At 72.9% G+C, this 26,011-nt stretch carries 23 protein-coding genes; 11 read left to right on the forward strand and 12 right to left on the reverse strand.

The features are described 5' to 3' along the window. Positions 1-83: 83 nt before the first annotated feature. The 3 genes from GT045_RS11385 to cobT form a co-directional block, all read right to left on the reverse strand. Entirely contained in the window at positions 84-818 is a 735-nt protein-coding gene (locus tag GT045_RS11385) for a hypothetical protein (protein WP_161334086.1), read from the reverse strand. A 24-nt stretch (positions 819-842) separates the two neighbouring features. Beyond that, the gene (locus tag GT045_RS11390; protein WP_202527801.1) at positions 843-2,639 is read right to left on the reverse strand and encodes a phosphatidylglycerol lysyltransferase domain-containing protein; all 1,797 of its coding nucleotides are present in this window, start codon (positions 2,637-2,639) and stop codon (positions 843-845) included. Between the two features lie 791 nt (positions 2,640-3,430). Next, positions 3,431-4,528, reverse strand: coding sequence for a nicotinate-nucleotide--dimethylbenzimidazole phosphoribosyltransferase (gene cobT, locus GT045_RS11395; protein WP_161334087.1), 1,098 nt, complete (start codon positions 4,526-4,528; stop codon positions 3,431-3,433). 133 nt (positions 4,529-4,661) lie between these two features. On the opposite strand from cobT, the gene GT045_RS11400 reads away from it, so the two are divergent. Next, positions 4,662-5,645 carry a class I SAM-dependent methyltransferase gene (locus GT045_RS11400; protein WP_161334088.1) on the forward strand — a complete coding sequence of 328 codons (984 nt, stop codon included), beginning with the start codon at positions 4,662-4,664 and terminating at the stop codon, positions 5,643-5,645. A 30-nt stretch (positions 5,646-5,675) separates the two neighbouring features. Here the strand turns inward: GT045_RS11400 and GT045_RS11405 are convergent, their stop codons facing one another. Beyond that, positions 5,676-6,878, reverse strand: a complete 1,203-nt coding sequence (locus GT045_RS11405) for a bifunctional adenosylcobinamide kinase/adenosylcobinamide-phosphate guanylyltransferase (RefSeq protein WP_161334089.1) — start codon at positions 6,876-6,878, stop codon at positions 5,676-5,678. Positions 6,879-6,957: 79 nt separating this feature from the next. Here GT045_RS11405 and GT045_RS11410 point away from each other — a divergent pair, with 79 nt between their 5' ends. Continuing rightward, the gene (locus GT045_RS11410; RefSeq protein ID WP_161287760.1) at positions 6,958-7,167 is read left to right on the forward strand and encodes a hypothetical protein; all 210 of its coding nucleotides are present in this window, start codon (positions 6,958-6,960) and stop codon (positions 7,165-7,167) included. A 36-nt stretch (positions 7,168-7,203) separates the two neighbouring features. Here GT045_RS11410 and GT045_RS11415 read toward each other — a convergent pair whose 3' ends face one another. The 3 genes from GT045_RS11415 to GT045_RS11425 all read right to left on the reverse strand — a co-directional run bounded on the left by GT045_RS11415 (position 7,204) and on the right by GT045_RS11425 (position 9,760). After that, positions 7,204-8,280 (reverse strand): trypsin-like peptidase domain-containing protein, encoded by a 1,077-nt coding sequence (locus GT045_RS11415; RefSeq protein ID WP_161287761.1) that lies wholly within the window; start codon positions 8,278-8,280, stop codon positions 7,204-7,206. Positions 8,281-8,336: 56 nt separating this feature from the next. Then, positions 8,337-9,038, reverse strand: coding sequence for a methyltransferase domain-containing protein (locus GT045_RS11420; RefSeq protein WP_161287769.1), 702 nt, complete (start codon positions 9,036-9,038; stop codon positions 8,337-8,339). An 83-nt stretch (positions 9,039-9,121) separates the two neighbouring features. Beyond that, positions 9,122-9,760 (reverse strand): DUF3043 domain-containing protein, encoded by a 639-nt coding sequence (locus GT045_RS11425; protein WP_202515140.1) that lies wholly within the window; start codon positions 9,758-9,760, stop codon positions 9,122-9,124. Between the two features lie 235 nt (positions 9,761-9,995). Here GT045_RS11425 and GT045_RS11430 point away from each other — a divergent pair, with 235 nt between their 5' ends. Further along, entirely contained in the window at positions 9,996-10,787 is a 792-nt protein-coding gene (locus GT045_RS11430; RefSeq protein WP_161287763.1) for a PspA/IM30 family protein, read from the forward strand. Positions 10,788-10,820: 33 nt separating this feature from the next. Then, positions 10,821-11,099 carry a hypothetical protein gene (locus GT045_RS11435; protein ID WP_161287764.1) on the forward strand — a complete coding sequence of 93 codons (279 nt, stop codon included), beginning with the start codon at positions 10,821-10,823 and terminating at the stop codon, positions 11,097-11,099. A 20-nt stretch (positions 11,100-11,119) separates the two neighbouring features. Here the strand turns inward: GT045_RS11435 and GT045_RS11440 are convergent, their stop codons facing one another. Next, entirely contained in the window at positions 11,120-12,418 is a 1,299-nt protein-coding gene (locus tag GT045_RS11440) for a DUF3616 domain-containing protein (RefSeq protein WP_345942615.1), read from the reverse strand. A 277-nt stretch (positions 12,419-12,695) separates the two neighbouring features. Between GT045_RS11440 and GT045_RS11445 the strand changes: the two genes are divergently transcribed. From GT045_RS11445 to GT045_RS11455, 3 genes are all read left to right on the forward strand, one after another. After that, positions 12,696-13,913, forward strand: a complete 1,218-nt coding sequence (locus tag GT045_RS11445) for a sensor histidine kinase (RefSeq protein ID WP_161287766.1) — start codon at positions 12,696-12,698, stop codon at positions 13,911-13,913. Further along, on the forward strand, positions 13,910-14,590 hold the full coding sequence (locus GT045_RS11450; RefSeq protein ID WP_161287767.1) for a response regulator transcription factor: 681 nt from the start codon (positions 13,910-13,912) through the stop codon (positions 14,588-14,590). Before GT045_RS11445 ends, GT045_RS11450 begins: the two co-directional genes overlap by 4 nt. A gap of 156 nt (positions 14,591-14,746) precedes the next feature. Then, positions 14,747-17,848 (forward strand): efflux RND transporter permease subunit, encoded by a 3,102-nt coding sequence (locus GT045_RS11455; RefSeq protein WP_161334091.1) that lies wholly within the window; start codon positions 14,747-14,749, stop codon positions 17,846-17,848. A 62-nt stretch (positions 17,849-17,910) separates the two neighbouring features. Here the strand turns inward: GT045_RS11455 and nadA are convergent, their stop codons facing one another. Continuing rightward, positions 17,911-19,107, reverse strand: a complete 1,197-nt coding sequence (gene nadA / locus GT045_RS11460) for a quinolinate synthase NadA (RefSeq protein ID WP_161334092.1) — start codon at positions 19,105-19,107, stop codon at positions 17,911-17,913. A gap of 263 nt (positions 19,108-19,370) precedes the next feature. Between nadA and GT045_RS11465 the strand changes: the two genes are divergently transcribed. After that, positions 19,371-19,727, forward strand: coding sequence for an iron-sulfur cluster assembly accessory protein (locus GT045_RS11465; RefSeq protein WP_030340884.1), 357 nt, complete (start codon positions 19,371-19,373; stop codon positions 19,725-19,727). A gap of 130 nt (positions 19,728-19,857) precedes the next feature. Here the strand turns inward: GT045_RS11465 and GT045_RS11470 are convergent, their stop codons facing one another. After that, entirely contained in the window at positions 19,858-21,435 is a 1,578-nt protein-coding gene (locus GT045_RS11470) for a hypothetical protein (RefSeq protein ID WP_161334093.1), read from the reverse strand. A gap of 101 nt (positions 21,436-21,536) precedes the next feature. After that, complete coding sequence (locus GT045_RS11475) at positions 21,537-21,746, reverse strand: hypothetical protein (protein WP_161289754.1); 210 nt, start codon at positions 21,744-21,746, stop codon at positions 21,537-21,539. Positions 21,747-21,876: 130 nt separating this feature from the next. Between GT045_RS11475 and GT045_RS11480 the strand changes: the two genes are divergently transcribed. After that, positions 21,877-22,851 carry a carbohydrate kinase family protein gene (locus GT045_RS11480; RefSeq protein ID WP_161289751.1) on the forward strand — a complete coding sequence of 325 codons (975 nt, stop codon included), beginning with the start codon at positions 21,877-21,879 and terminating at the stop codon, positions 22,849-22,851. A gap of 187 nt (positions 22,852-23,038) precedes the next feature. On the opposite strand, the gene GT045_RS11485 is transcribed toward GT045_RS11480, so the two are convergent. Next, positions 23,039-24,415, reverse strand: a complete 1,377-nt coding sequence (locus GT045_RS11485; protein ID WP_161334094.1) for a cysteine desulfurase/sulfurtransferase TusA family protein — start codon at positions 24,413-24,415, stop codon at positions 23,039-23,041. A 278-nt stretch (positions 24,416-24,693) separates the two neighbouring features. Between GT045_RS11485 and coxB the strand changes: the two genes are divergently transcribed. After that, on the forward strand, positions 24,694-25,656 hold the full coding sequence (coxB, locus tag GT045_RS11490) for a cytochrome c oxidase subunit II (protein ID WP_161289745.1): 963 nt from the start codon (positions 24,694-24,696) through the stop codon (positions 25,654-25,656). Beyond that, the coding region (locus GT045_RS11495; RefSeq protein ID WP_345942614.1) for a cbb3-type cytochrome c oxidase subunit I at positions 25,653-26,011 on the forward strand (359 nt) is incomplete at its 3' end. The genes coxB and GT045_RS11495, both read left to right, overlap by 4 nt.

The following is a 26,011-nucleotide window of genomic DNA, read 5'->3' on the forward strand; positions in this document are numbered from 1 at the left end:
GGCCGCCGTCCCCGCGCCCGCGCCAAGGCCGCGCTGCGCGCCTACCGGCACGACCGCCGCTGGGCCCGGCCGCGCCGCGCCGTTCAGGACTGGATCGGCGGCAAGCCCGACCCCCGCCCGGCGCACCTGCCCGACCACCGCTGACGGCGCGGGGGACCGGAGGTGCCGCGGTGCCGCTGCCGCACCGCCGCCACCAGGCACAGCAGCCCGACGGCCATCAGCGCGGCCAGGTGCTCCTTGCCCGCCAGGTTCTCCTTCAGCAGCACCTCGACGACCATCGCGGCGGTCACCGCGCCCGCCGTCACATAGGCGCCGTACCGCCAGCTCACGAACACCGCGAGCCCGACCACCGCCGCCGACGGGCCGGTGTCCACCACCTGCGCGTCGGTCCACGGCAGCCCGAACGGGGCGTGCGGGCCGAGGGCGATCCCGCAGCGCGCGTACAGGGTCCCGGCGAGCGTGGCGGCGTAGGCGATGGCCAGGGTGCGCCACCAGCCCAGGCACAGTTCGGCGATCCCGAACACCAGCAGGATCTGCGCCAGCGCCCCCCACACCGGCAGGTCCAGCGCCGGCACGAACAGCGACAGGGGAGTACGCAGCAGGGCCGGCCCCAGCGGGTCGGCGGCCCGTACCGCGCCCAGGTCCTGTATCGGCCGGTAGCCCCACGGCTGGTTCTGCGCGTACTGCAGGAGGGCCGTCAGGGCGACGGCCGCGACCGTCATCGGGATCGCCGACAGCCCCCGTCTGCGCAGGGGCTCGCGCACGGTGAGGCAGAGCAGTCCCCACTCGGCGCGGGCCCAGCGGGCGAGCGTTCCCATCAAGCGTTCCTCATCCCCGTACGGTCATCGATGCGTGTCCAGGTGCCTGCGGTGCAGCCACTTGGGCAGTCCCGGAGCCTCCAGGAAGCCTTCCGCGCGGGCCGAGGCGAGGCCGATGCGCGGCAGGTCCGCGCTCTTCTCGAAGAGCAGGAACCGCGGTTCCCAGATGGGCCGGTACTTGGCGTTGGCGCGGTACAGCGACTCGATCTGCCACCAGCGGGAGAAGAAGCTGAGCAGCGACCGCCACAGCCTCAGCACCGGTCCGGCGCCGAGGCGCGCGCCACGTTCGAAGACCGACCTGAACATCGCGAAGTTGAGTGAGACCTGCGTGATCCCGATCTCGTGGGCCCGCCGCAGCAGTTCGATGACCATGAACTCCATCAGCCCGTTGTCGGAGTCCCGGTCCCGGCGCATGAGGTCCAGGGACAGCCCGTGCGGTCCCCACGGCACGAAGGACAGCAGCGCGCGCAGCCGCCCGTCGGCGTCGGTGCACTCCAGCATCACGCACCGGCCGTCCTCGGGGTCGCCGAGCCTGCCGAGGGCCATGCTGAAGCCGCGCTCGGTGGCGCCGTCCCGCCAGTCGTCGGCGCGCTCGACGAGGTACGCCAGCCGGTCCGCCGGGACGTCCTCGTGCCGCCGGACGCGCACCTCGTACCCGGCCCGCTTCACCCGGTTGTACGCCTGCCGGACGGTGCGCATCGCCCGCCCCTCCAGGGTGAACTCGACGACGTCCACGATCGCCTCGTCCCCGAGTTCCAGCGCGTCCAGGCCGTGCCGGGCGTACACCGTCCCGGCCTCCTCGCCCGCGCCCATCACCGCCGGGATCCACCCGTGCGCCCGTGCCTCGGCCAGCCAGGGTGCGATCGCCCCCGGCCATGCCTCCGGGTCGCCGAGCGGGTCCCCGGACGCCAGGCTCACCCCGCCGACGACGCGGTAGGCGACGGCGGCCTTGCCGGTCGGCGACCACACCACGCTCTTCTCCCGGCGCAGCGCGAAGTAGCCGAGCGAGTCGCGGTCGCCGTGCCGCTCCAGCAGCGCCCGCAGCCGTTTCTCGTCGTCCACGGTGAGCGGGTCGACGGCCCGCCGGGAGCGGAAGGCGGCGTAGAGGACGGCGAGGACGAGGACCGTGCTGAGCACGTTGATCACGACGTTGGCCCAGTTGGGCGGCTCGACGCCCGGGAAGTGGGACTCCTCGGCCGCGACCGACACCAGTCGCAGGGTGCCGTAGTGCCAGCGCTCCGCGAACGTCGAGCGGGCCGCGTCCGGGGCCCGGTCGGTGGCCGTCACCAGCAGCCCGGCCAGCAGGCTCGCGGCCAGGCCGCCGCCGACGGCCACGGTGGCCGCGAGCCGGGGGTTGGACCGGTCGCCCTTGGCGTAGAACTCCCGGCGGCCGGCCAGCAGCGCGCCCACGAAGGCGGCCGTCAGCGCCAGGGAGATCCAGTTCTGTCCGTGCCGCCGGATCTCCGGGAACGCCATGGCGACGGCGAACAGGGCCAGGAAGAGCCCGCTCATCACCAGGTTGAGGATCCACGCGGCCCGCTTGCGGCGCCGCATGGTGATCGCGAGGAAGGCGGTGAACACACCGGAGGCGAAGCCGGCCGTCAGCAGGTACGGGGTGAAGAAGTCGTCCTGGTTGTGCCGGCGCACGTCCTGGCCGAGCGAGACCCACACCGCGCTGAGGAAGTTGACGAAGGCGACGGTCCGCAGGTACCAGACGGCGAAGGCGGCGGCCCTCCGGGAAACCACCGCGGACCACCCGGCCCGCCCGCCCGTCCGCTCAGCCCCGACTCGCTGCTCCACGGCAATCCGGGCATCTCCCATGGACCAGGATCATATGGCGCACCCCCCGACGAACCACACTTTCCCACCCCCACCGCCACGCCGACACCCCCACGCGTCGGCCCGGCCCCGCCCACCACGACACCACCAGCCCCGACCCCCACCCAGCCCCCCCGCGACCGACCGAGTGAAGCCGTGCCACCGCCCCGGCGTTCAGCGGTGACGGCGTGCTCCGGCGGTACCCCGTCCGACGGCGTGATGTGTCCCCGCCACGCCGGCGTTCAGCGGTGTCGGCGTGTTCTGGCGGTGCCCCGTCCGACGGCGTGATGTGTCCCCACCGCGCCGGCGTTCAGCGGTGTCGCCGTGTTCCGATGCTGTCCCCGTCCGGCGGTCTGAGGTGTCCTCACCGCGACGGCGTTCAGCGGTATCGGCGTGCTCCGGCGGTACCCCGTCCGATGGCGTGATGTGTCCCCACCGCCCCGGCGTTCAGCGGTGACGGCGTGCTCCGATGGTGCCCCGTCCGGCGGTGCCCGGCCGACGGCGCCCGCGCCCGCTCCGCCGGTCCGCCGCCGTCACCCGGCTCACGACTGCTGTCGGTGACCTCTTTCCGCCGCGACGGTGCTCCGCCGCGGCGGTGCAGGTCTGCGGTGTCCGGACGGCCGCCGTCGCCCGGCCCATAACCCCTGTCGGTGACCTCTTTCCGCCGCGACGGCGCTCCGCCGCGACGGCGCTCCGCCGCGACGGCGCTCCGCCGCGGCGGTGCGGGTCGGCGGTGGCCGGACGGCCGCGGCCGACTACTCCTCCTGCGCCGGCTCTTATTCGCTCTCCGGCTCTTACTCGGTCTCCGGGTCCTTCTCGGTCTCCGGCTCCGGGGTCTGCTGCGGTTCCGGCGTCTCCGGCAGCTCCGCTGCCAGCGCGGCGGCGCTTCGCACGAGCGGCAGCGCCAGCAGCGCGCCCACGCCCTCGCCCACCTTCACGCCCTGCTGCAGCAGCGGCTCCAGGGCCATCCGGTCCAGCGCCTTCGCCTGCCCCGGCTCACCGCTGTCGTGCCCGGCCAGCCACCAGTCCGGCGCCCGGAACGCGACCCGCTGGGCGACCAGCGCGCACGCGGCGGCCACGACCCCGTCGAGCAGCACCGGCAGTTTCCGCACCGCGCACTGGAGCAGGAACCCGGTCATCGCCGCGAGGTCCGCCCCGCCGACGGCCGCCAGCAGCTGCAACTGGTCCCCGAGCACCGGCCGGGCCCGGCGCAGCGCGTCCCGGACCGCCGCGCACTTGCGCATCCAGGTCAGGTCGTCGATCGCGAGCCCGCCGCGCCCGGTCACCACGGACGCGTCGGTACCGCACAGCGCGGCGATCAGCACCGCCGCAGGCGTGGTCCCGCCCACGCTGACGTCGCCGAGCACCACGAGATCGGTCCCCGAGTCGGCCTCCTCGTCGGCGACCGCGACACCGGCCCGCAGCGCGGCCTCGGCCTCCTCGAGGGTGAGCGCGTCCTCGATGTCGATACGGCCGCTGCCCCGCCGCACCCGGTGCCGTACCACGTCCTGCGGAAAGGCGTCCGGCGCGCAGTCCAGGGCCATGTCCACGACCCGTACGGGCACCTCCAGCCGGCGCCCGAGCACGGCAACCGGGCTCGCGCCCTCCAGGACCGCCCGCACCAGCTGCTCCGCGCCGCCCGCGGGCCGCGCCGACACGCCCAGCCCGGCGATGCCGTGGTCCCCGGCGAACAGCACCACACGCGGCCGCTCGACGGGCCGCACCGGCACCTCGCCCCGCGCGGCGGCCAGCCATTCGCCCAGCTCGTCCAGGCGGCCCAGGGCCCCGGGCGGCACGATCTGGCGCTCGCGCCGGGCCTCGGCGTCACGGCGCACGCCCCCGTCCGGGCGCTCGATCAGATCGGTGAAGTCGTCCAGATTAAGGCTGCTCATTCGCCGAACAGTACCGCCCGCCGGCGAACGCCCCGGCGCCACATCGCCACCACACACCCACGACGTCTTTGCACCTCAGATCGGTATCCCATACGTTCCGCTTTGCCGCGGAATGTCGCACAGGGAGCCGCCCATGCCGACCACGCCCCTCACCCCGCAGATCACCACCCCCCACGACCCCTTCCAGGAGCCCCGCCGCGAGGACTGCCCCTGGTGCGGCTCCCGGAGCCTGCGCACCCGCCTGCGCGCGCCCGATCCGCTGCGCCACCGTCCGGGCACGTTCGTCCTCGACGAGTGCCGCGAATGCGCCCACGCCTTCCAGAACCCCCGGCTCACCGCCGAGGGATTCGCCTTCTTCCACCGGGACTTCTACGAAAGGCAGCTGGAGGAGTTCGCCGCCCGCATCCAGACCGCCGAGGCGGTCCGGCGCCGGCACCGCGCCACCGCCTGGCGGCTGTCCGCACTGCGCGAACCGGAGAGCTGGCTGGACGTCGGCACGGGCCACGCCCGCTTCCCCGAGGCGGCGAAGGAGTTCTTCCCGTACACCAGCTTCGACGGGCTGGACCCGACGGCCCGGGTCGAGCAGGCCCTCCTGGAGGGCCGCGTGGAGGAGGCGCACCGCGGCTGTCTGACGACCCCCGGCACGGCGGCCCGGCTGCGCGCCCGCTACGACGTGGTCACCATGTTCCACCATCTGCAGCACGCCCCCGACCCGCGCGCCGAACTCCGCGCCGCGCTGACCGTCCTGCGCCCCGGCGGCCACCTGGTCGTCGAAGTACCCGACCCGCGCTGCCTGTTCGCCACCCTGCTCGGCCGGTGGTGGCTGCCGTACGGCCAGCCGCGCCACCTCCACCTGGTGCCGCACGCCAACCTGTGCGCGGAACTCGCCTCGCTGGGCTGCACGGTCCTGCTCACCGACCGCACGACCGCGCACGTCCCCCACGACCTGTCAGCGGCCCTCTGCCTGGCCCTGGCCCACGCCCACCCGGTCGTCCAGCTGGCGGCGACACCGGTGCTCGACCTGGCCTACGCCCTCGACCGTGTCCTGGCGCCCCTCCTGCGCCGTACGCCGTTCGCCAACGCGTACCGGATCGTGGCCCGCAAGGACACCCGCTGACGGCGGTCGCCGGCACGGCCGGTGCCGCCCTCACCCCCTGAGCGGCAGCGCCTGCCCGGCCACCACCAGCAGCACCTGCTCGCACTCGTCCGCGAAGGCCGCGTTCAGCCGGCCCAGTTCGTCCCGGTAGCGGCGGCCGGAGGCGGTGGCCGGGACGATCCCCGAACCCACCTCGTTGGAGACGGCCACCACGGTCCGCCGGGTGCGGCGCACCGCCTGCGTCAGCTCCCGCACCCGCTCGCGCAGCGCCTTCTCGCCACCGCCCGCCCACTCCGCGTCGTCCCACGCCCCGACGGAGTCCATCACGTCCGTCAGCCACAGCGACAGGCAGTCGACCAGCAGCGGCGGCCCCTCCTCGGCCAGCAGCGGCACCAGGTCCGTCGTCTCCTTCGTCCGCCACGACCCCGGCCGCCGCTCCCGGTGCGCGTCCACCCGGGCCGCCCACTCGGTGTCCCCGCCGCGCGTGCCGCCCGTCGCCACGTACAGCACACCCGGGAACGTCGCCAGCCGCCGTTCCGCCTCCACCGACTTGCCCGAGCGCGCCCCGCCCAGCACCAGAGTCCGGCGCGGTACGTCCGGCACCTCCTCGTACGCCCCGACCGTCAGCGTCGTCCCGTCCGGCACCGCCCGCGCCCCGGCCGCCGCGAGCCGGCGCCGCAACTCCGCGCCGGGCGGCACGTCGTGGCCGAGGTGCACCGCGAGGACGTCCGTCGTGGGCCCCACCGAGCCGACCGCGCGCAGCCGGGCGAGCGCGTCGGGACGCCCCACGACGTCCACGAGAACCATGTCGTACGACTCCGCCGTCGCCTCCTCCAGACCGGCCGGAGCCCCGCCCGGCGGCAGGTACAGCAGCCGCTGCCCGTCCGGTCCGGTCACCGCGTACCCGGTGCCGCCCCCGTCCATCGCCACGGCCCGTACCCGATGCCCCGTCAGCAGCGCCAACTCCCGCCCGTCCGGCACCCGGCCGGGCTGAGGCAGCCCGGCCGGCACCTCCACGGCCGGCCCGTCGTGCGGATGCGACAGCAGCACCTGCCGCACCCCGCCCAGCGACTGCCCGGCGCGCGCCGCCGCGAACGCCGCTCCCGGCGTCAGGTCGAGCAGCAGCGTGCCGTCCACGAGCGCCGCGGTCGCCGCCCGCGCGTCCGGCCCGAGCGCGCTCGCACAGGTGGCACAGGAACAGTCGGGTCGAGGCAGGCCCGCGGGGGCACCGGTACCGAGCAGAGTGATTTCCACAGACCGATTTTCGCCTGTCCCGGCAGCTCTTGCGCTTCCGGCTAGGCTGCCAGCAGGTGTTGCATCGAAGGAGGCCCACATGACGGCATGGACGTGGCGGTTCGAGAAGGCCGACGGGACGGAGGTCCAGCCCGCCGTGCAGCCCGAGGAGTTCACCACGCAGGGGGATGCCGAGTCCTGGATCGGGGAGCACTGGAAGGCACTGGAGGAGGGCGGAGCCGACCAGGTGCGGCTGTTCGAGGAGACCAGCGAGATCTACGGGCCGATGAGCCTGCACGCCGACGCGTGACCCAGCCGGGCAGCGGCGTGAGGAGGGCCTCCCTCCTCACTGCTCGCCCAGCGTCACCTCGACCGACTTCCCGGAGCCGTCGCGCTCGTACGTCACCCGCGTCCGCGCCCCCGGCCGGGCGGCCGCCAGCGCCTCCGACAGCGAGGTGATGGTGGTGATGCGCTCGTCGCCCAGCCTGGTGATGACGTCACCGACTTGCAGGCCCGCCGCGGCGGCCGCGCCGCCGCCGCGGACGGTGACCACGGCCACCCCGGCCGGCTGGTAGCTGTCGTCCACGACCGTCCGCGCGGTGATGCCGAGGGCCGCCCGCCCGGAGTCGACGACCTTGCCGTCCCTGACGATCTGGTCGGCGATCGTCCGCACCATCGACACCGGGATCGCGAACCCGATGCCGGGCACCGCCCCGCCGCCGAGGCTCGGGTCGGCCGCGGCCAGCGTCGGGATGCCGATCACCCGCCCGTCGAGGTCGACCAGGGCGCCGCCGCTGTTGCCCGGGTTGATCGCGGCCGACGTCTGCACCATGTTCGCGATCGTCGCGCCCGTGCCGCCGCCGTCGCTGCCCTCGCTGACGGTCCGTCCGGTCGCCGAGACGATGCCCTGGGTCACACTGGACGACAGCCCGAGCGGCGACCCCATGGCCAGCACGATGTGGCCGACCTCCACCTTCTCGGAGTCGCCGAACACCGCCGGCTTCAGTCCGTCCGGCACCTTGTCCAGCTTGATCACGGCGAGGTCCTGGTCGGGGTAGGAGTAGACCAGGCTCGCGGTGAGCGGCTCCTCGTCGTTGGCCGTGGTCACCTGGAAGGTCTTCTCCGCGCCGATCACGTGCGCGTTCGTGACGATGTGCCCCCGGTCGTCGTACACCACCCCGGACCCCAGGTCGTGACTCGCCTGGATCTGCACGACCGACGGCAGCACCTCCTTGATGACCCGCTGGTACCGGCTCTGCAGGTCGTCGGCGGCCATCGCCGCCGCCCGCGCGGTCGCCGGGGTGTCCCGCCCGGCCGGGGCCAGGGGGGCGGAGCAGCCCGCGACGAGGGCCGCGCCGATCACCAGCGCGGCGGCGCAGACGGTCGCCCGGAGGGCATACGCACGGGTACGGGAAGCGTCCATGCCCCGAGTCTCACCGCGCGATGATCACCCGGCCCGTGCTGTTGCCCCGAACGGGCTCAGCCGCGTACCCCGCACAGATGCAGCAGCGCCGCCACCCCTCGGTAGGGGTCCGTGCGCCCGGCCCGCTCCTCGGCCGCCAGCAGCGTCTCCAGGTCCTCCGGGACCGGCGCGCCGTCCGCCGCCGTGTCCGTGAAGACCCGCACGCCGTACCAGGCGTGCAGCGGGGCGGCGATGCCGTCGAGGGTGGCGGCGAGGGACGTGAGACGGTCGGCCCGCACGTCCAGGCCGAGCCGGTTCGTGTAGGCCGTGGTGTCGAAGGCGGCCAGGGCACCCGCCCAGTCGCCGGACAGGCCCGGCCGCATGGCGAGCGCGTCGCCGTTGCGGACGAGCAGGGAGAGCAGACCGCCGGGGGCCAGCACCCGGGCCAGGCCCGCCACCAGCGGGTCGGGTTCCTCGACGTACATCAGCACGCCGTGGCACAGCACGACGTCGAAGCTGCCCGGCAGGAAGTGCACACCGGTGTCCCGCCCGTCGCCCTGCACCAGCCGGACCCGCTCGCGGATCCCCTCCGGCTCCCGGGTCACGGCCTCCCGGGCGGCGGCGATCATCCTCGTGTCCTGCTCGACCCCGGTCACCTGGTGGCCGAGCCGGGCCAGCCGCAGCGCCTGCGTGCCCTGGCCCATGCCGACGTCGAGCACCCGCAGCCGCTGCCCGACCGGGAACCGCCCGGATATCTGTTCGTCCAGCTGCCGGGCCACCAGCTCCTGGCGCACGACATCGCGCAGGCCGCCCAGCCCGTTCAGCCAGGCAGCGGCCGCACCCCCGGTGAAAGCGTCAGCGCTCAGGGCCGCTCTCCGCGCTTGACCTGCGGCTTGGGCAGCCGGAGCCGGCGCATCTGCAGCGACCGCATCAGGGCGTAGGCGACCGCGCCGCGCGTGTTCTCGTTCGGGAAGCGCTCCTTGAGCCGCTTCTTCAGCCGGAAGCCGCTGACCGCCGCGTCCAGCACGATCAGCACGATCACGATCAGCCACAGCAGCAGCGCGATGCTCTGGATCGACGGCACCCGCACCACGCTGAGCACGAGGATCACGACGGCGAGCGGCAGGAAGAACTCCGCCACGTTGAAGCGGGAGTCCGTCCAGTTCCGGGCGAACTTGCGGACCGGGCCCTTGTCCCGGGCCGGGAGGTAGCGCTCGTCGCCGCTGGCCAGCGCCTGGCGCTGGCGCTCCAGGGCCTGCCGCCGGTCCTCGCGCTGGCGCTTCGCGGCCTCCTTGCGGTTCGTCGGGGTGCTGGCGACGCTGCGGCGCTGGGACTGGGCCTCACTGCGCTTGGGCGTGGGCCGACCCTTGGGGGCCTGCGGGTCACGGGTCTGCTTGGAGAGGGTCACCGGCGCCTTGTCGGCGGTCGGGGCCTTCTCTTCCTTGGCACGGCTACGGAACACAAAACCCAAGGGTACGGGCTGCACCCGGGTGGACCCCAGCCCGGTCGGGAACGATCCGGCAACGCCGGGCGTCTCCAGAGGGGACAGAAGGGGACACACAGAGGCTTCGGTGGGATCACCTACTCCTCACGCCGGAGCGGTACGGGCCGCAGTCGTCCTCGGGGATGAGCGCATCACCCCCCGAACAGTGCGGTAATGGAGGCAGGGCCCGTACTGTGGGTCCTGTCGCAGGATCTGTGAGCCGGAGTCCGTCAGAAGGGGGCGCGCGAAGCCCATGAGCGGTGTCATGAAGCGTATGGGGATGATCTTCCGCGCGAAGGCGAACAAGGCCCTTGACCGGGCCGAGGACCCGCGCGAGACCCTCGATTACTCCTACCAGAAGCAGCTGGAGCTGCTGCAGAAGGTGCGGCGCGGCGTCGCCGACGTGGCGACCAGCCGCAAGCGCCTGGAGCTCCAGCTCAACCAGCTCCAGCAGCAGTCCTCCAAGCTGGAGGACCAGGGCCGCAAGGCGCTCGCGCTCGGCCGCGAGGACCTGGCCCGCGAGGCGCTGTCCCGCCGCGCCGCCCTCCAGCAGCAGGTCACCGACCTGGAGACGCAGCACGCGACCCTCCAGGGCGAGGAGGAGAAGCTCACCCTCGCGGCCCAGCGCCTGCAGGCCAAGGTGGACGCCTTCCGTACGAAGAAGGAGACCATCAAGGCCACCTACACCGCCGCCCAGGCCCAGACCCGCATCGGCGAGGCGTTCTCCGGCATCTCGGAGGAGATGGGCGACGTCGGCCTCGCCATCCAGCGCGCCGAGGACAAGACCGCCCAGCTCCAGGCGCGGGCCGGCGCCATCGACGAACTGCTCGCCTCCGGTGCCCTCGACGACCAGTCCGGCATGGCCAAGGACGACATCCAGGCCGAGCTGGACCGGCTCAGCGGTGGTACGGATGTAGAGCTGGAACTGCAGCGCATGAAGGCCGAGCTGGCCGGGGGCTCCCCGCAGCAGGCCATCGAGGGCGGCACCGGTCAGGGGCAGTCCCAGCAGCAGCCGCAGGACACCCCGCGCTTCGACAAGCAGTAGCCCGGCGCCGGGGCCCGAGCCGAGGAGGCCGACGTGATCGTACGGATCATGGGGGAGGGCCAGGTGAGGCTGGACGACGTCCACCTCGCCGAGCTGAACCAGCTGGACGACGAACTGCTGGCCGAGATGGAGAGCGGCGACGGCGAGGGCTTCCGCCGCACGCTCACCGCTCTCCTGGACGCCGTCCGCCGGCTCGGCGGCCCGCTTCCCGACGACTCCCTGGAACCCTCCGACCTGATCCTGCCGTCGCCCGACGCGACGCTGGACGAGGTCCGGGCACTGCTCAGCGACGACGGCCTGATCCCGGGCTGAGCGGCCGGCCGCTCAGCCGGTCAGCCCACGGTGAACCAGGTGCTGCGGGACTTCTGCCACTCCGGGTGCGCGAGATCCTTCGCCTCGGTGCCGTCGCCGTAGAGGTCGGCGGCACCGTCGTCGGTCACCAGCTGCACCCGGGCGCCGGCGGCGGCCAGGTCGGGCACGGACACCACGGACTCCCAGCCGCCCGCGTCCGCCGTCGGCAGGTCCAGCACCTTCACGGGCTGGTGTCCGGCGACCCCGTCCCAGGAGTACAGGGCGTACGGGGCGCTGTTGTCCTCGGCCGCCCAGGACCCGGCCAGGATCAGGTACTGCCCCTGCGCGTTGCGGCGCAGGTCCCGTATGGAGAGCCCGCCGAGGTCCAGCTCGACCGGCGTGCCGAACGCCGCCTTCGTCCCGCGTGCCACCTGGTCCATGTTCGTCACCGGCACGATCAGCGCCTTCCCGCCGTTCTGCGGCGGCACCAGCGGGGCGCGGAAGCCGACGTAGGCGGTGGTGGTGGAACCGGGGGCGAACTCCAGCCCCTCCACGTTGAAGCCGTCGGCCTGCTTCGGTGTCTGCCCGTCGGCGGTCGCGTCGGCGAAGCCGTACCGGCCGCCGTTCGCCTCGTCCCAGGCCACCAGGTCCTCACGCAGCCGGTGCCCGGCCGTGCCGAAGGCCAGCTGGGTGGCGGCGCCCGACCCGGAGACGGTCGTCGTGAACACCGTGTCGCGGTCCGCCTTGTACTCGCCGTCCTTGTTGTTGCCCAGCGAACCCGTCCAGTAGACCGTGTTCCCGACCCGTGCCGCGCCCTCGATGTCCACCTCCTTGTCGGCGCCGAGCGCGTCGTCCAGGTCCCAGCTGCGCACCGGCGCGCCGGAGACCGCGCCGTCGTACAGGCGCAGGGTGTTGTCCTCGTCGTCGGCGACGAGGACGTAGCCGCCGCCGGCGTCGACGGCGGCGGAGGCGTCCGAGGCGCCCGTCAGGTAGCGGGCGTCGGCACCGTGCTGGACGGCCGGGGACGCCGCGTAGTGCAGGGTGGTGGTGGCCGTCCTGCCGCCCAGGCCGGTCACCGTCAGCGTGAGGTCGGTGTAGCCGCGGGCGTGCGCGGTGACGGCGACGGTACGGCTGCCGCCGGTGCCGGTGACCCGCACGTCGGCGGTGCCGGCCACGGTGCTCCTGCTGCTCCTGGTGGCGGTGACCCTCAGCGCCGAGGCGTCCGCGCCGCTCTGCGCGACGGTCAGCCCGACGGTGGGGTCCCCGGTGCTGCCGACGGCGCCCGACAGGTAGGAGGCCGACAGTTCGACCGTCGGCGTGCCGTACGACGCGGCCTGCACGGACGTGGTGAGACCGGCCGTGGGGACGAGCGCGAGGGCGGCGACGGACCAGAGCGGGAATCGGCGCACGGGGTGCCTTTCGTCGGCGGGATGCTGGGAGAGCTGGGAGAAGGGTGCGGACGCCCGGTCAACGGCCCTTGACGGACGGACGTCGGACGGGCGACGCCGCGCGTAACAGCTCGGTGGCGCGAGTTCGTGTTCCGGCCGTCCGGTACCGGGGTGCACCGGGTGACCGCACGGCTGACCGGCACCGCGGGGGCGCCGTACTGTTCACACCGTGAGCACTCTCGAACGTGCCCGTTGCGGGCTCAGGGCCCATCCGCTGGCGCTGGACGCGGCCGTCGCGGCGGGCGTGCTGCTCTGCATGGTCGTGGGGTCCTTCGTCGTGCCCCGCGGCCGGCACGGCGTCACCTGGGGGATCCGGACCCCCGCCGTCCTCAGTCTCGTCCTCATGCTGATCGGCGCGGCGGCACTGGTCCTGCGCCGCCGCCGGCCCCGCGCGGTCCTGGCCGTCACCGGCACCGTCTCGGTCATCGAGCTGGTCACCGGAGACCCGCGCGCCCCGGTCGCGATGTCCGCCGTCGTCGCCCTGTACACCGTCGCCGCGACCACCGACCGGGCCACCACCTGGCGGCTCGGCCTGCTCACCATGGCCGGGCTGACGGCCGCCGCCATGCTCGCCGGCCCGCTGCCCTGGTACGCCCAGGAGAACATCGGCGTCCTCGCCTGGACCGGCATCGGCGCCACCGCCGGAGACGCCGTACGCAGCCGCCGCGCGGTCGTCCAGGCCATCAGGGACCGCGCGGAACGCGCCGAACGCACCCGCGAGGAGGAGGCCCGCCGCCGGGTCGCCGAGGAGCGGCTGCGCATCGCCCGCGACCTGCACGACGTCGTCGCCCACCACATCGCCCTGGTGAACGTGCAGGCCGGCGTCGCGGCCCACGTCATGGACAAGCGGCCCGACCAGGCCAAGGAGGCCCTCGCACACGTCCGCGAGGCCAGCCGCAGCGCGCTGAACGAACTGCGTGCCACGGTCGGCCTGCTCCGCCAGTCAGGCGACCCGGAGGCCCCCACCGAGCCCGCCCCCGGCCTGAGCCGCCTGCAGGAGCTGGCCGACACCTTCCGCAGCGCCGGCCTGCCGGTGGCCGTGGCCCGCGCCGACCAGGGCGGCGAACTCCCGGCGGCCGTCGACCTGGCCGCCTACCGGATCGTCCAGGAGGCCCTGACCAACGTGCAGAAGCACGCGGGCCCCGGGGCCGAGGCCGAGGTGAGCGTCGTACGCGTCGGACCGGACCTGGAGGTCACCGTCCTCGACGACGGCCCCGGGAAGCCGGGCGCGCCCGAGGCCGGCGGCGGGCACGGGCTGCTCGGGATGCGCGAGCGGGTCACCGCGCTCGGCGGCACCCTGACCACCGGGCCCCGCTACGGCGGCGGCTTCCGCGTCCATGCGATCCTGCCGGTCATGACGACCACGGCCCAGGGGGAGCCCGTATGACCATCCGTGTCCTGCTCGCCGACGACCAGGCGCTGCTGCGCAGCGCGTTCCGGGTGCTGGTCGACTCCGAGCCCGACATGGAGGTGGTGGGGGAGGCGTCCGACGGCGCGGAAGCGGTCCGGCTGGCCGGGGAGCACGTCCCCGACATCGTCCTCATGGACATCCGGATGCCCGGCACCGACGGCCTCGCCGCCACCCGCCTGATCAGCGCGGAACCGGACCTCGCCCGGGTCCGCGTGGTCATCCTGACCACCTTCGAGGTGGACGACTACGTCGTCCAGGCGCTGCGGGCCGGTGCCTCCGGCTTCCTCGGCAAGGGCAGCGAGCCGGAGGAGCTGCTGAACGCCATCCGGGTCGCGGCGGACGGCGAGGCCCTGCTGTCACCGGCCGCCACGAAGGGCCTGATCGCCCGCTTCCTCGCCCGGGGCGACGACGGCGACCCCCTCGACCCGGCCCGCGCCGAGCGGCTCGGCGCGCTCACCGGCCGGGAGCGGGAGGTCCTCGTCCAGGTCGCCGGCGGCCACTCCAACGACGAGATCGCCGAGCGCCTGGCGGTCAGCCCGCTGACGGTGAAGACGCACGTCAACCGGGCCATGGCCAAGCTCGGGGCGCGGGACCGGGCACAGCTGGTCGTGATCGCGTACGAGTCGGGCCTGGTACGTCCGCGGACGGAGTGATCTCCACCCGCGTGTACTGCGCGGGGAGTAGGGGCCGGATAAGGAACGGGACCTGGGGCCTACGGTCCGGCCGTCCGGCATGGCCCAGGGTGGTGAGGTGGGCGCTCACCGGCGTCCTCGCCGCTTCTGCCGCTCCCAGAAGAGAGACCCTGATCCATGTCCTGGCTGTCGAGATTCAGCCTCCGGCAACGGGCCCTTGTCGGCCTGATGTCGCTCATCGCGCTCGTCTTCGGGCTGATCGCGATACCCCAGATCAAGCAGCAGCTGCTGCCCACCATCAACCTGCCGATGGTGTCGGTGATCGCGCCGTACCAGGGCGCCTCGCCCGACGTGGTCGAGAAGCAGGTCGTCGAGCCGATCGAGGACAACCTCGAAGCCGTCGACGGTGTCACGGGGGTCACCTCCACCGCGAGCGAGGGCAACGCCGTGATCATGGCGTCCTTCGACTACGACGACGACACCAAGCAGATCGTCTCCGACGTCCAGCAGGCCGTGAACCGGGCCCGCAACCAGCTCCCGGACGACGTCGACCCGCAGGTGATCTCCGGCTCCACCGACGACATGCCCACCGTCGTCCTCGCCGTCACCTCCGGCAAGGACCAGCAGGCCCTCGCCGACCAGCTCGACACCACGGTCGTACCGGCCCTGAAGGACATCGACGGCGTCGGCCGCGTCCAGGTCATGGGCGTCCGGGACCGGCAGGTCACCGTCACCCCCGACGACGCGAAGCTCGCGCGGGCGGGCCTCACCCCGGCGGCGCTCGGCCAGGCCCTGCAGGCGGGCGGCGCGACCGTGCCGGCCGGCTCCTTCGACGAGGACGGCGCCAACCGCACCGTCCAGGTCGGCGGCGGCTTCACCTCGCTGCGGCAGATCGAGGACCTGATGGTCACCGGCGCGGGCGGGGAGAAGCCCGTACGCCTCGGTGCCGTGGCCACCGTCGAGGAGCGGCCGGCCCCGGCCGACTCCCTCACCCGCACCGACGGCAGGCCCAGCCTCGCCGTCAACGTGACGATGGACCACGACGGCAGCGCGGTCTCCATCTCCGACGCCGTCCAGGACAAGCTGCCCGGCCTGCGCGAGGACCTCGGCGCGGGGGCGAAGCTCACGGTCGTCAGCGACCAGGGGCCGGCCGTGTCCAAGTCCATCAAGGGACTGACCACCGAGGGCGCCCTCGGCCTGCTCTTCGCGGTCCTGGTGATCCTCCTCTTCCTCGCCTCGATCCGCTCCACGCTCGTCACGGCGGTCTCCATCCCGCTGTCCGTCGTGCTCGCGCTGATCGTGCTGTGGACCCGCGGCCTGTCGCTCAACATGCTCACGCTGGGCGCGCTGACCATCGCCATCGGCCGGGTCGTCGACGACTCGATCGTGGTGCTGGAGAACATCAAGCGGCATCTCGGCTACGGCGAGGAACGCAAGGAGGCCATCCTCACCGCCGTGCGCGAGGTGGCCGGCGCGGTCACCTCCTCCACCCTCACCACGGTCGCCGTGTTCCTGCCGATCGGGCTGGTCGGCGGCATGGTGGGCGCCCTGTTCGGGTCGTTCAGCATCACGGTGACGGCGGCCCTGCTGGCCTCCCTCCTGGTCTCGCTGACGGTCGTACCGGTCCTGTCGTACTGGTTCCTGCGCGCCCCGAAGGGCACGCCCGAGGACGCGGCGGAGGCCCGCCGCAAGGCCGAGGAGAAGGAGGCGAACAGCCGCCTCCAGCGCGCGTACGTGCCCGTCCTGCGCTTCGCCACCCGGCGCCGCCTCACCAGCGTGCTGATCGCGGTCGTCGTCCTCGTGGTCACGTTCGGCATGGGCGGCCTGCTGAAGACGAACTTCTTCGACCAGGGCGAGCAGGAGGTCCTCACCGTCAAGCAGAAGCTGAGGCCCGGCACCAGCCTGTCCGCCACCGACGCGCAGGCGAAGAGGGTCGAGAAGCTGCTGGCCTCCACCGACGGCGTGCAGGACTACCAGGTCACCGTCGGCTCCTCCGGCTTCATGGCGGCCTTCGGCGGCGGCACCGACACCAACCAGGCGTCGTACCAGGTGATGCTGGCGGACTCGGCGTCGTACGACGACGTGCAGCGGCACATCGAGGACGGCCTGAAGAAGCTGAAGGGCATCGGTACGACCACCGTGTCGGCCGGTGACGGTTTCGGCAGCCAGGACCTGAGCGTGGTGGTCAAGGCGTCCGACGCGCAGGCGCTGAAGACGGCCGCGGAACAGGTCCGCTCCACGGTCGCCGGCCTCGACCACGTCACGGACGTCAGCAGCGACCTGGCCGAGAGCGTGCCGCGGATCTCCGTCCGGGCGAACTCCCGGGCGGCGGCGGCCGGGTTCGACGACCAGAAGCTGGGCGCCGCGGTGGCGCAGGCCGTACGCGGGACCACGGCGGCCAAGGCGATCCTCGACGACACCGAGCGTGATGTCGTCGTCGCGTCCGAGAGGCCCGCGACCACCCTCGCCCAGCTGCGGAACCTGCGGCTCGGCCCGGTGCGGCTCGGCGACATCGCCACGGTGCGGCTGGTGGACGGTCCCGTCTCCATGACCCGTATCGACGGGCAGCGCGCGGCCACCGTCACCGCCCGGCCGACGGGTGACAACACCGGTGCGATCAGCGGAAAGCTCCAGTCGAAGATCAAGGCCCTGAAGCTCCCCGCGGGCGCCACGGCCGAGATCGGCGGTGTCAGCTCGGACCAGGACGACGCGTTCAAGAACCTGGGCCTGGCCATGCTGGCGGCCATCGCGATCGTCTTCATGCTGCTGGTCGCGACCTTCCGTTCGCTGGCCCAGCCGCTGATCCTGCTGGTCTCCATCCCCTTCGCCGCGACGGGCGCGATCGGCCTGCTGCTCGCCACCGGCACCCCGATGGGCGTGCCCGCGATGATCGGCATGCTGATGCTGATCGGCATCGTGGTGACCAACGCGATCGTGCTGATCGACCTGATCAACCAGTACCGCGGCCAGGGCTACGGCGTGGTGGAGGCCGTGATCGAGGGCGGCCGGCACCGGCTCCGGCCGATCCTGATGACGGCGCTGGCGACCGTCTTCGCGCTGCTGCCGATGGCCCTGGGCGTCACCGGCGAGGGCGGCTTCATCGCCCAGCCGCTGGCCGTGGTCGTCATCGGCGGCCTGATCACCTCGACCCTGCTGACCCTGCTCCTCGTCCCGACGCTCTACGCGATGCTGGAGCTCCGCAAGGAGCGCCGGGCGAAGAAGCGGGCGGCGAAGAAGCAGGACCGGGAGCCGCAGGTGCTGGAACCGGCCGGCGTCTGACACGACCGAGGCCCGGCTCCCCCCGCGCGGGGGGAGCCGGGCCTCGCTCGTGCGCCACGGCCCTACGGCAGCGCGAGCATCCGCTCCAGCGCCAGCTTGGCGAACGCTTCCGTCTCCTTGTCGACCTCGATGCGGTTGACCAGGTTGCCCTCGGCCAGGGACTCCAGGGCCCAGACCAGGTGGGGCAGGTCGATGCGGTTCATGGTCGAGCAGAAGCAGACCGTACGGTCGAGGAAGACGATCTCCTTGCCCTCGGGGGCGAAACGGTTCGCCAGGCGGCGGACCAGGTTCAGCTCGGTGCCGATGGCCCACTTGGAACCGGCCGGGGCGGCTTCGAGGGCCTTGATGATGTACTCGGTCGAGCCGACGTGGTCCGCGGCGGCCACGACCTCGTGCCGGCACTCGGGGTGGACCAGGACGTTCACGCCCGGGATGCGGGCGCGGACGTCGTTCACCGACTCCAGGCTGAACCGGCCGTGGACCGAGCAGTGGCCGCGCCACAGGATCATCTTCGCGGCGCGCAGCTCGTCCGCGGTGAGACCGCCGTTCGGCTTGTGCGGGTTGTAGACCACGCAGTCGTCCAGGGACATCCCCATGTCCCGTACGGCGGTGTTGCGGCCCAGGTGCTGGTCGGGCAGGAACAGGACCTTGGTCGTCGAGGGCTCCCCCTGCGCGAAGGCCCAGTCCAGCGCCCGCTTGGCGTTGGAGGAGGTGCAGATCGTGCCGCCGTGCTTGCCGGTGAACGCCTTGATGTCGGCCGAGGAGTTCATGTACGACACCGGCACCACCTGCTCGGCGATGCCCGCCTCGGTCAGCACGTCCCAGCACTCGGCGACCTGTTCGGCGGTCGCCATGTCGGCCATGGAGCAGCCGGCGGCGAGGTCGGGCAGGACGACCTTCTGGTCGTCGGACGTCAGGATGTCCGCGGACTCGGCCATGAAGTGCACACCGCAGAAGACGATGTACTCGGCCTCCGGGCGGGCGGCCGCGTCCCGGGCCAGCTTGAAGGAGTCGCCCGTGACGTCGGCGAACTGGATGACCTCGTCGCGCTGGTAGTGGTGGCCGAGCACGAAGACCTTGTCACCGAGCTTCTCCTTGGCCGCGCGGGCGCGCTCCACTAGGTCGGGGTCGGACGGCGACGGCAGGTCACCGGGGCATTCGACGCCCCGCTCGCTCTTCGGGTCGGCCTCGCGGCCGAGCAGCAGCAGGGCGAGCGGGCTCGGCTGTACGTCGAGCTCCGGGGTCTGGGCGGTGGTCACGACACGCACCCTTTCTACTTTTCGTCTAACTGACGCTATCTATCATAACCGCTTCACGTCACTTTGACGATGGCCATAACGTCTATGTGACGTGAATCCCGCCCGTGCTCCGTCCCCGGTCGCTGTCCGCCCGACGGGGCATGTGCGAGCATGAGGAAGGAAGAAAAACGCGACAACGCGAATGCCCGGCCCGGAATGAATCCGCGGAAACGCCGGTTGCACTCGTCGGCAAGCAGTCTCCGTACAACCCGGGAGAGATGTAGATGTCCGTATCGGACGAGACCACCACCGTCACCGACGGCATCATCCTGACCGACGCCGCCGCGGCCAAGGTGAAGGCCCTGCTCGACCAGGAAGGCCGTGACGACCTCGCGCTGCGCGTCGCCGTCCAGCCCGGCGGCTGCTCCGGCCTGCGCTACCAGCTCTTCTTCGACGAGCGCTCGCTCGACGGCGACGTCGTGAAGGACTTCGGCGGGGTCAAGGTCGTCACGGACCGCATGAGCGCCCCCTACCTCGGCGGCGCCACCGTCGACTTCGTGGACACGATCGAGAAGCAGGGCTTCACGATCGACAACCCGAACGCGACCGGCTCCTGCGCCTGCGGCGACTCCTTCAGCTGACCGGCTCGGCCGGCGGACCGAGCGTCCGGCGGCCCGACGGTTCGACAGCTCGACGGAAGGCGGCGGCCCCCGCATGGGGGCCGGCGCCTTCCGTCCGTCACGGGCGGGCCCGGCCCGGCCGTCCCACGGCTCAGCGCGGCTGTGCCGACGCGTCCGGCCTGAGCGAGCCCGGCTTCGCCTTCGGCACCGCCTCGCCGTCCGTTCCGACCACCGGCCGCCCGTCCAGCGGCGCGTCCAGCCGTACGGTCTTCACGAACTGCCTGGCCATCAGCACACACACCTGGTCCGGCCAGGGCGTCTCGGTGACCGCCACGGTCACCCGGCCGCCGCTCTCCCGCGCCGAGGTCCGGTAGTCGGCGCACACCCCGCCGGAGAAGCTCAGGTTCAGCGTCCGCCCCTCGGCCGTGTACGACATCACCTGCACACCCCGGCTCCCCTCGGGCGACCCGGAGGCCGTCGGCGCCGAGGGCGTGGACGTCGAGGGTGCGGACGCCGGGGGCGCCGCGGGCGCGGACGCCGAGGACAGGTACGCCGGGTCGACGGCCGGATACGTCACCGTGAAGTCGCCGCCCGAGGCGGGCCCCCGCACCCGGAACAGCCAGGACGGCACCAGCGTCTGCCGTCCGCCGACGGCGTGCGCGGCCAGTCCGAACACCGCCTTCTCGACCGTGACCGTGTTCCCGGCCGGCTCCGGCGTCGTCTTCGGCACCCCCGTGGCCGCGCCGCACGGCTGCTCCAGCCGGTCCTTCAGCGGCACCGGGCTCGCGCACCCGCCGATCCCCATCCGGTGGCCGTCCCGCGCCGTCCCGTGCCCGTTCAGCAGCGCCAGCGTCTTCGCCGCGCCCAGCACGGGGTAGGTGTCGCTCTTCACCGGCGCGCTCAGCAGCCCGTGGCCGCCGACCAGTTCACCCCCGCGGCCGACGGTCAGGCCGGTCGTCCAGCCGTAGGTGGGCAGTTTGCCCACCACCGGATCCGCGTCGACCACCCGCTGGGCGCCCATGACCTGGCTCGCGTCGGTCTTCGCGCCGCCCAGCCCAGCCGCCGCCAGCACCGGTGCCGCCGCGCGCTCGGCGTCGGCCACGCTGACCGGGGCGCCGGCCGGGGCGCCGGGATCCTGCGCGCAGACGGTCACCTTGCGGCAGTCGTCGGTGCCGGGCGCGTACCGGCTGTAGGTCCAGCTGCCCGGCGCGTCCCGGCTCACCAGCAGGCGCGGCCCGAAGGCGTCCTTGCCGCCGACCCGCCAGGTGCGGCCCTGGGCCACCGGCGCCCCGTCCAGGCCGAGCGCCCTCGCCAGCCGGGCCACCTGCTCCCGGCCCACCTCGGGCGCCGGCTCGTACACCGCCGCCGAGCCGGGGCCGTCCGGCAGCTCGCCCCGCGCCACGTACCGGGTGCCGTAGGGGTCCGGCTCGCCCGGCGCGACACCGCCGGTGCCGTCGCCCGCCCAGCCGTCCAGCACCAGCGCCGGGGGAGTGGTGCCCCCGCCGGACGCGGCCGGGCCGCCGCTGCCGCTGCCGCCGCCCGAGCCGCTGTTCGCGGCCACGTAGGCGCCGGCGCCGCCGACCAGCAGAACGGCGGCGGCCACGGACCCGACGACGACGTGCGACCGCCGCCGTGCGGTCCGGCCGCCGCCCGCGTCCGTGGCCGTACGCTCTTCGGATGCCTCCGGAACCTCCGCGTTCCCGGAGTTCTCAGGCCGCTCGGTGTTCACCGCATCGCTCCTCGCCGACTCGTGTCCCGCACCCCCTGCGCGGGAGACGCCGATGGGACGCGGGAGGGGAGCGCACGGTTCCCTGGAACGCGCCCCGCGGGTCAGTCGCCGTAGTCGGACATCGCGTCCAGCAGCCGGGCCGACCGCGCCGGCACCTTCACCCCGTGGATCCGGGACGGGGACACCGGCCGGGCCGCGGCGTGTTCGGGGACCGCCCAGTGCGGGACCATCCGGGCGCAGTCACCGCGCAGGGAGGCGAGGCCGCCGTCGGGCTCGGCCGGGGTGGAGGGGGTGGCCTTGAGGTTCGTCATGACCGAACCGTAGGCACGGCACGGGCTGCGAAGAAAGATCTACTATCGGGTAGTTTTGCCAGCTTCTGCGGCGGCTTCCGACCGGGTAGCGTGAACTGTCAATCCAGCCTCCCGCAGGAGATTCCCCGTCGTGCGCATCGCAGTCACCGGCTCCATCGCCACTGACCACCTCATGACCTTCCCCGGCCGTTTCGCCGACCAGTTCGTCGCGGAGCAGCTGCACACGGTTTCGCTCTCCTTCCTGGTCGACAACCTCGACGTCCGCCGCGGCGGCGTCGGCGCCAACATCGCCTTCGGCATGGGACAGCTCGGCACCGGGCCGATCCTGGTCGGCGCCGCCGGGTTCGATTTCGACGAGTACCGCGCCTGGCTCGACCGGCACGGTGTGGACACCGAGTCGGTCCGCATCTCCGAGACCCTGCACACCGCCCGCTTCGTGTGCACCACCGACGCCGACCACAACCAGATCGGCTCCTTCTACACGGGCGCGATGAGCGAGGCCCGCCAGATCGAGCTGAAGACCGTCGCCGACCGGGTGGGCGGCCTCGACCTGGTCCTGATCGGCGCCGACGACCCGGAGGCCATGCTCCGCCACACGGAGGAGTGCCGTTCGCGCGGCATCCCCTTCGCGGCCGACTTCTCCCAGCAGATCGCCCGCATGGGGGGCGACGAGATCCGCATACTGCTCGACGGCGCGACCTACCTGTTCTCCAACGAGTACGAGAAGGGCCTCATCGAGTCCAAGACCGGCTGGAGCGACGCGGAGATCCTGTCCAAGGTCGGCCACCGCGTCACCACGCTCGGCTCACGCGGCGTGCGCATCGAGCGGGCCGGCGAGGACCCGATCGAGGTCGGCTGCGCGGAGGAGGAGCGCAAGGCAGACCCCACGGGTGTCGGCGACGCCTTCCGCGCGGGCTTCCTGTCGGGGCTGGCGTGGGGCGTCTCCCTGGAGCGTGCCGCACAGGTCGGCTGCATGCTGGCGACGCTCGTCATCGAGACGGTCGGCACGCAGGAGTACCAGCTGCGGCGCGGGCACTTCATGGAGCGCTTCACCAAGGCGTACGGGGAGTCGGCCGCGGAGGAGGTCCGTACGCACCTGCGCTGACCCGGCAGCCCCCGGCACGACCACCGGCCGCCGACCGGCGCCGGCCCCCCGGGGCACGGACCGTCGGCCGGCCCGGTTCCGGCGGCGCACCTTTGCAGGTCCCTGGGGGCCCGCGGAGCCGTACCTCCGCGGGCCCTCGGGGGCTCGGTTCAGGCCCGGTGCACCTGGCGCACCTCCCTCCCGGGGCTCAGCTCAGGCGCTGCACCAGGTAGGCCGTGCCGCGTTCGGCCGGTTCCTCTCCCAGGTAGCGCTGGCCTCGCATCTCGCACCAGGCCGGGATGTCCAGCCGGGCGGCCTCGTCGTCCGACAGGACGCGGACCGTGCCGCCCGCCGGCACGTTCCCGATGACCTTGGCCAGCTCGATGACCGGGATCGGGCACCGCTTGCCCAGGGAGTCGACGACCAGTTCCTCCGAGTGCGCCCGGACGGCCGGCGCGGGCGCCCCCAGCTTCTCCCGTACGCCGGCCACGGCACCCGGCAGCACGTCCAGGAACCGCTCCACGTCCGCCTCCGCCACGCCCGGCGGCAGGGACACCCGGATGTTGCCCTCGCTGAGCACCCCCATCGCCTTCAGCACATGGCTGGGCGTCAGCGTGCTGCTCGTGCAGGACGAGCCGGAGGAGACCGAGAAGCCCGCCCGGTCCAGCTCGTGCAGCAGTGCCTCACCGTCGGCGTAGAGGCAGGAGAAGGTGACGATCCCGGGCAGCCGGCGCCCGGCGTCGCCCACCACCTCCACGTCCGGCACCAGCTCGGGCACCCGCACCCGGATCCGCTCCGTCAGCTCCCGCAGCCGTACCGCCTCCTGGGCCGCCCCGGCCCGCACCGCGCGCAGCGAGGCCACCGCGGCCACGATCGCCGGGATGTTCTCGAAACCGGGCGCCCGGCCCGACTCCCTCTCGTCCACCGGCCCTTGGGCGGCGAACCGCACCCCCTTGCGTACGACGAGCAGCCCGACGCCGGACGGCCCGCCCCACTTGTGCGCGCTGGCCGCCAGCAGCGACCAGTCACCCCCGACCGGCCCCCAGCCCAGCGACTGCGCCGCGTCCACCAGCAGCGGCACCCCGGCCGCCCGGCACACCTCGGCCACCTCCGCCACGGGCTGCTCGGTGCCGACCTCGTGGTTGGCCGACTGCAGGCACGCCAGGGCGGTGTCCGGGCGGAGCGCGGCCGCGTACGCCGAAGGAGTGACGGACCCCGTCCGGTCGACGGCCACATGGGTGACCGTTCCGCCGGCGGCCTCGAACACCTCCGCCGAATGAAGCACGGAGGAGTGTTCGACCGCAGACACGATCAGGTGGCGTCCGGCCCGGCGCCGGCCCGCCAACGCCCCCTCGATCCCGGTGTGTACGGCCCGGGTCCCCGAGGCGGTGAACACCAGCTCGTCGGGCCGGCAGCCGACCGCCTCGGCCGCCGCCTCCCGCGCGGCGTCCAGCAGCAACCGCGCCTTGCGCCCCTCCCGGTAGAGCCGGGCGGGATCGGCCCACCCCTCGTCCAGGGAGGCCAACAGGGCCTGACGGGCCACGGGGTGCAGAGGGGCGGCGGAAGCGGCGTCGAAGTAGGACACAGGGCTACGTTAAAGCTTCGGCAAGCGGGCGCGGGCGGGGGGAATCGCGCGGCCTCCACGGGCACCCCGTGGCCGCAAACGCCCCGAATCCACCCGTGCCGCTGGGCGCTTTCGGGTGACCCGTAGCGCGTATGCCCCCCTCCCCGCGAACCCCCGGAGGGCGTCGGCTAGGGTTTGGTCCGCATAAACATCCAAACCCCTGCCCGACGCAGGGCGGCGACCTACCAGCGAGAAGGCCGCAGCCGACCGCGCGGGCGAGACTCTCGGGAAGGCGCTACGTGAGTCCCAACGGCTCCGACCGCTCGCCGCGGCGCCCGATGCGGCGGAAGCTGCTGCAGGCACTGACCGCGGGCCTGGTCCTGGCGACCGCAACCGGTTGCACATACAAGGACTTCCCCCGCCTTGGCATGCCCACCCCGACCACGGAAGAGGCTCCGCGGATCCTCTCCCTGTGGCAGGGCTCCTGGGCTGCCGCGCTCGCCGTCGGCGTGCTGGTGTGGGGCCTGATCCTGTGGAGTGCCCTCTTCCACCGGCGCAGCCGCACCAAGGTCGAGGTCCCTACGCAGACCCGGTACAACATGCCGATCGAGGCCCTGTACACGGTGGTCCCGATCATCATCATCTCGGTGCTCTTCTACTTCACGGCCCGGGACGAGTCGAAGCTCCTCAGCCTCACCGACAAGAAGCCGGACGTCACGGTCAACGTGGTCGGCTTCCAGTGGAGCTGGGGCTTCAACTACGTCGAGAACGTCCCCGGTTCCACCGGTGACGCGAAGACCGACAAGAACCTGGACGCCATTCCGGACCGGTTCAAGAAGGAATTCCCGGCGAACGCCGGCGGGGTCTACGACGTCGGCACGCCCGGCACGCGGAACCCGCAGACGAAGAACCCCGGTCCGACGCTCTGGCTCCCCAAGGGCAAGACGGTCCGCTTCGTCCTGACCTCGCGTGACGTCATCCACTCCTTCTGGGTGGTGCCGTTCCTCATGAAGCAGGACGTCATCCCGGGCCACACCAATGCCTTCCAGGTGACCCCCAACAAGGAGGGCACCTTCCTCGGCAAGTGCGCCGAGCTCTGCGGCGTCGACCACTCCCGGATGCTGTTCAACGTGAAGGTGGTCTCCCCCGAGCGTTACGAGCAGCACCTCAAGGACCTCGCCAAGAAGGGGCAGACCGGTTACATTCCCGCCGGCATCGCGCAGACGAGCCACGAGAAGAACCGGGAGACGAACAACCTGTGAGCATCCTCAACGAACCCCAGGGTGCCGCGGCAGCTGAAGGCTCGTACGCGGACGAGCTGCCGGTCAGGCGCAAGCAGCCCGGCAATGTCGTGGTGAAGTGGATGACGACCACCGACCACAAGACGATCGGGACGATGTACCTCTGTACGTCGTTCGCGTTCTTCCTGATCGGTGGCGTCATGGCGCTGCTGATGCGGGCCGAGCTGGCCCGGCCGGGACTGCAGTTCATGTCGAACGAGCAGTTCAACCAGGCGTTCACGATGCACGGCACGATCATGCTGCTGATGTTCGCGACGCCGCTGTTCGCCGGCTTCGCGAACTGGATCATGCCGCTGCAGATCGGCGCGCCCGACGT

The sequence above is a fragment of the Streptomyces sp. SID486 genome (assembly GCF_009865385.1).
Taxonomy (GTDB): domain Bacteria; phylum Actinomycetota; class Actinomycetes; order Streptomycetales; family Streptomycetaceae; genus Streptomyces.

Coding starts and splice junctions, on each gene's coding strand:
- GT045_RS11385 (WP_161334086.1), bottom strand. CDS start 818: ATGGGAACGCTCGCCCGCTGGGCCCGCGCCGAGTGGGGACTGCTCTGC.
- GT045_RS11390 (WP_202527801.1), bottom strand. CDS start 2,639: ATGGGAGATGCCCGGATTGCCGTGGAGCAGCGAGTCGGGGCTGAGCGG.
- cobT (WP_161334087.1), bottom strand. CDS start 4,528: ATGAGCAGCCTTAATCTGGACGACTTCACCGATCTGATCGAGCGCCCG.
- GT045_RS11400 (WP_161334088.1), top strand. CDS start 4,662: ATGCCGACCACGCCCCTCACCCCGCAGATCACCACCCCCCACGACCCC.
- GT045_RS11410 (WP_161287760.1), top strand. CDS start 6,958: ATGACGGCATGGACGTGGCGGTTCGAGAAGGCCGACGGGACGGAGGTC.
- GT045_RS11415 (WP_161287761.1), bottom strand. CDS start 8,280: ATGGACGCTTCCCGTACCCGTGCGTATGCCCTCCGGGCGACCGTCTGC.
- GT045_RS11430 (WP_161287763.1), top strand. CDS start 9,996: ATGAGCGGTGTCATGAAGCGTATGGGGATGATCTTCCGCGCGAAGGCG.
- GT045_RS11450 (WP_161287767.1), top strand. CDS start 13,910: ATGACCATCCGTGTCCTGCTCGCCGACGACCAGGCGCTGCTGCGCAGC.
- GT045_RS11455 (WP_161334091.1), top strand. CDS start 14,747: ATGTCCTGGCTGTCGAGATTCAGCCTCCGGCAACGGGCCCTTGTCGGC.
- GT045_RS11465 (WP_030340884.1), top strand. CDS start 19,371: ATGTCCGTATCGGACGAGACCACCACCGTCACCGACGGCATCATCCTG.
- GT045_RS11475 (WP_161289754.1), bottom strand. CDS start 21,746: ATGACGAACCTCAAGGCCACCCCCTCCACCCCGGCCGAGCCCGACGGC.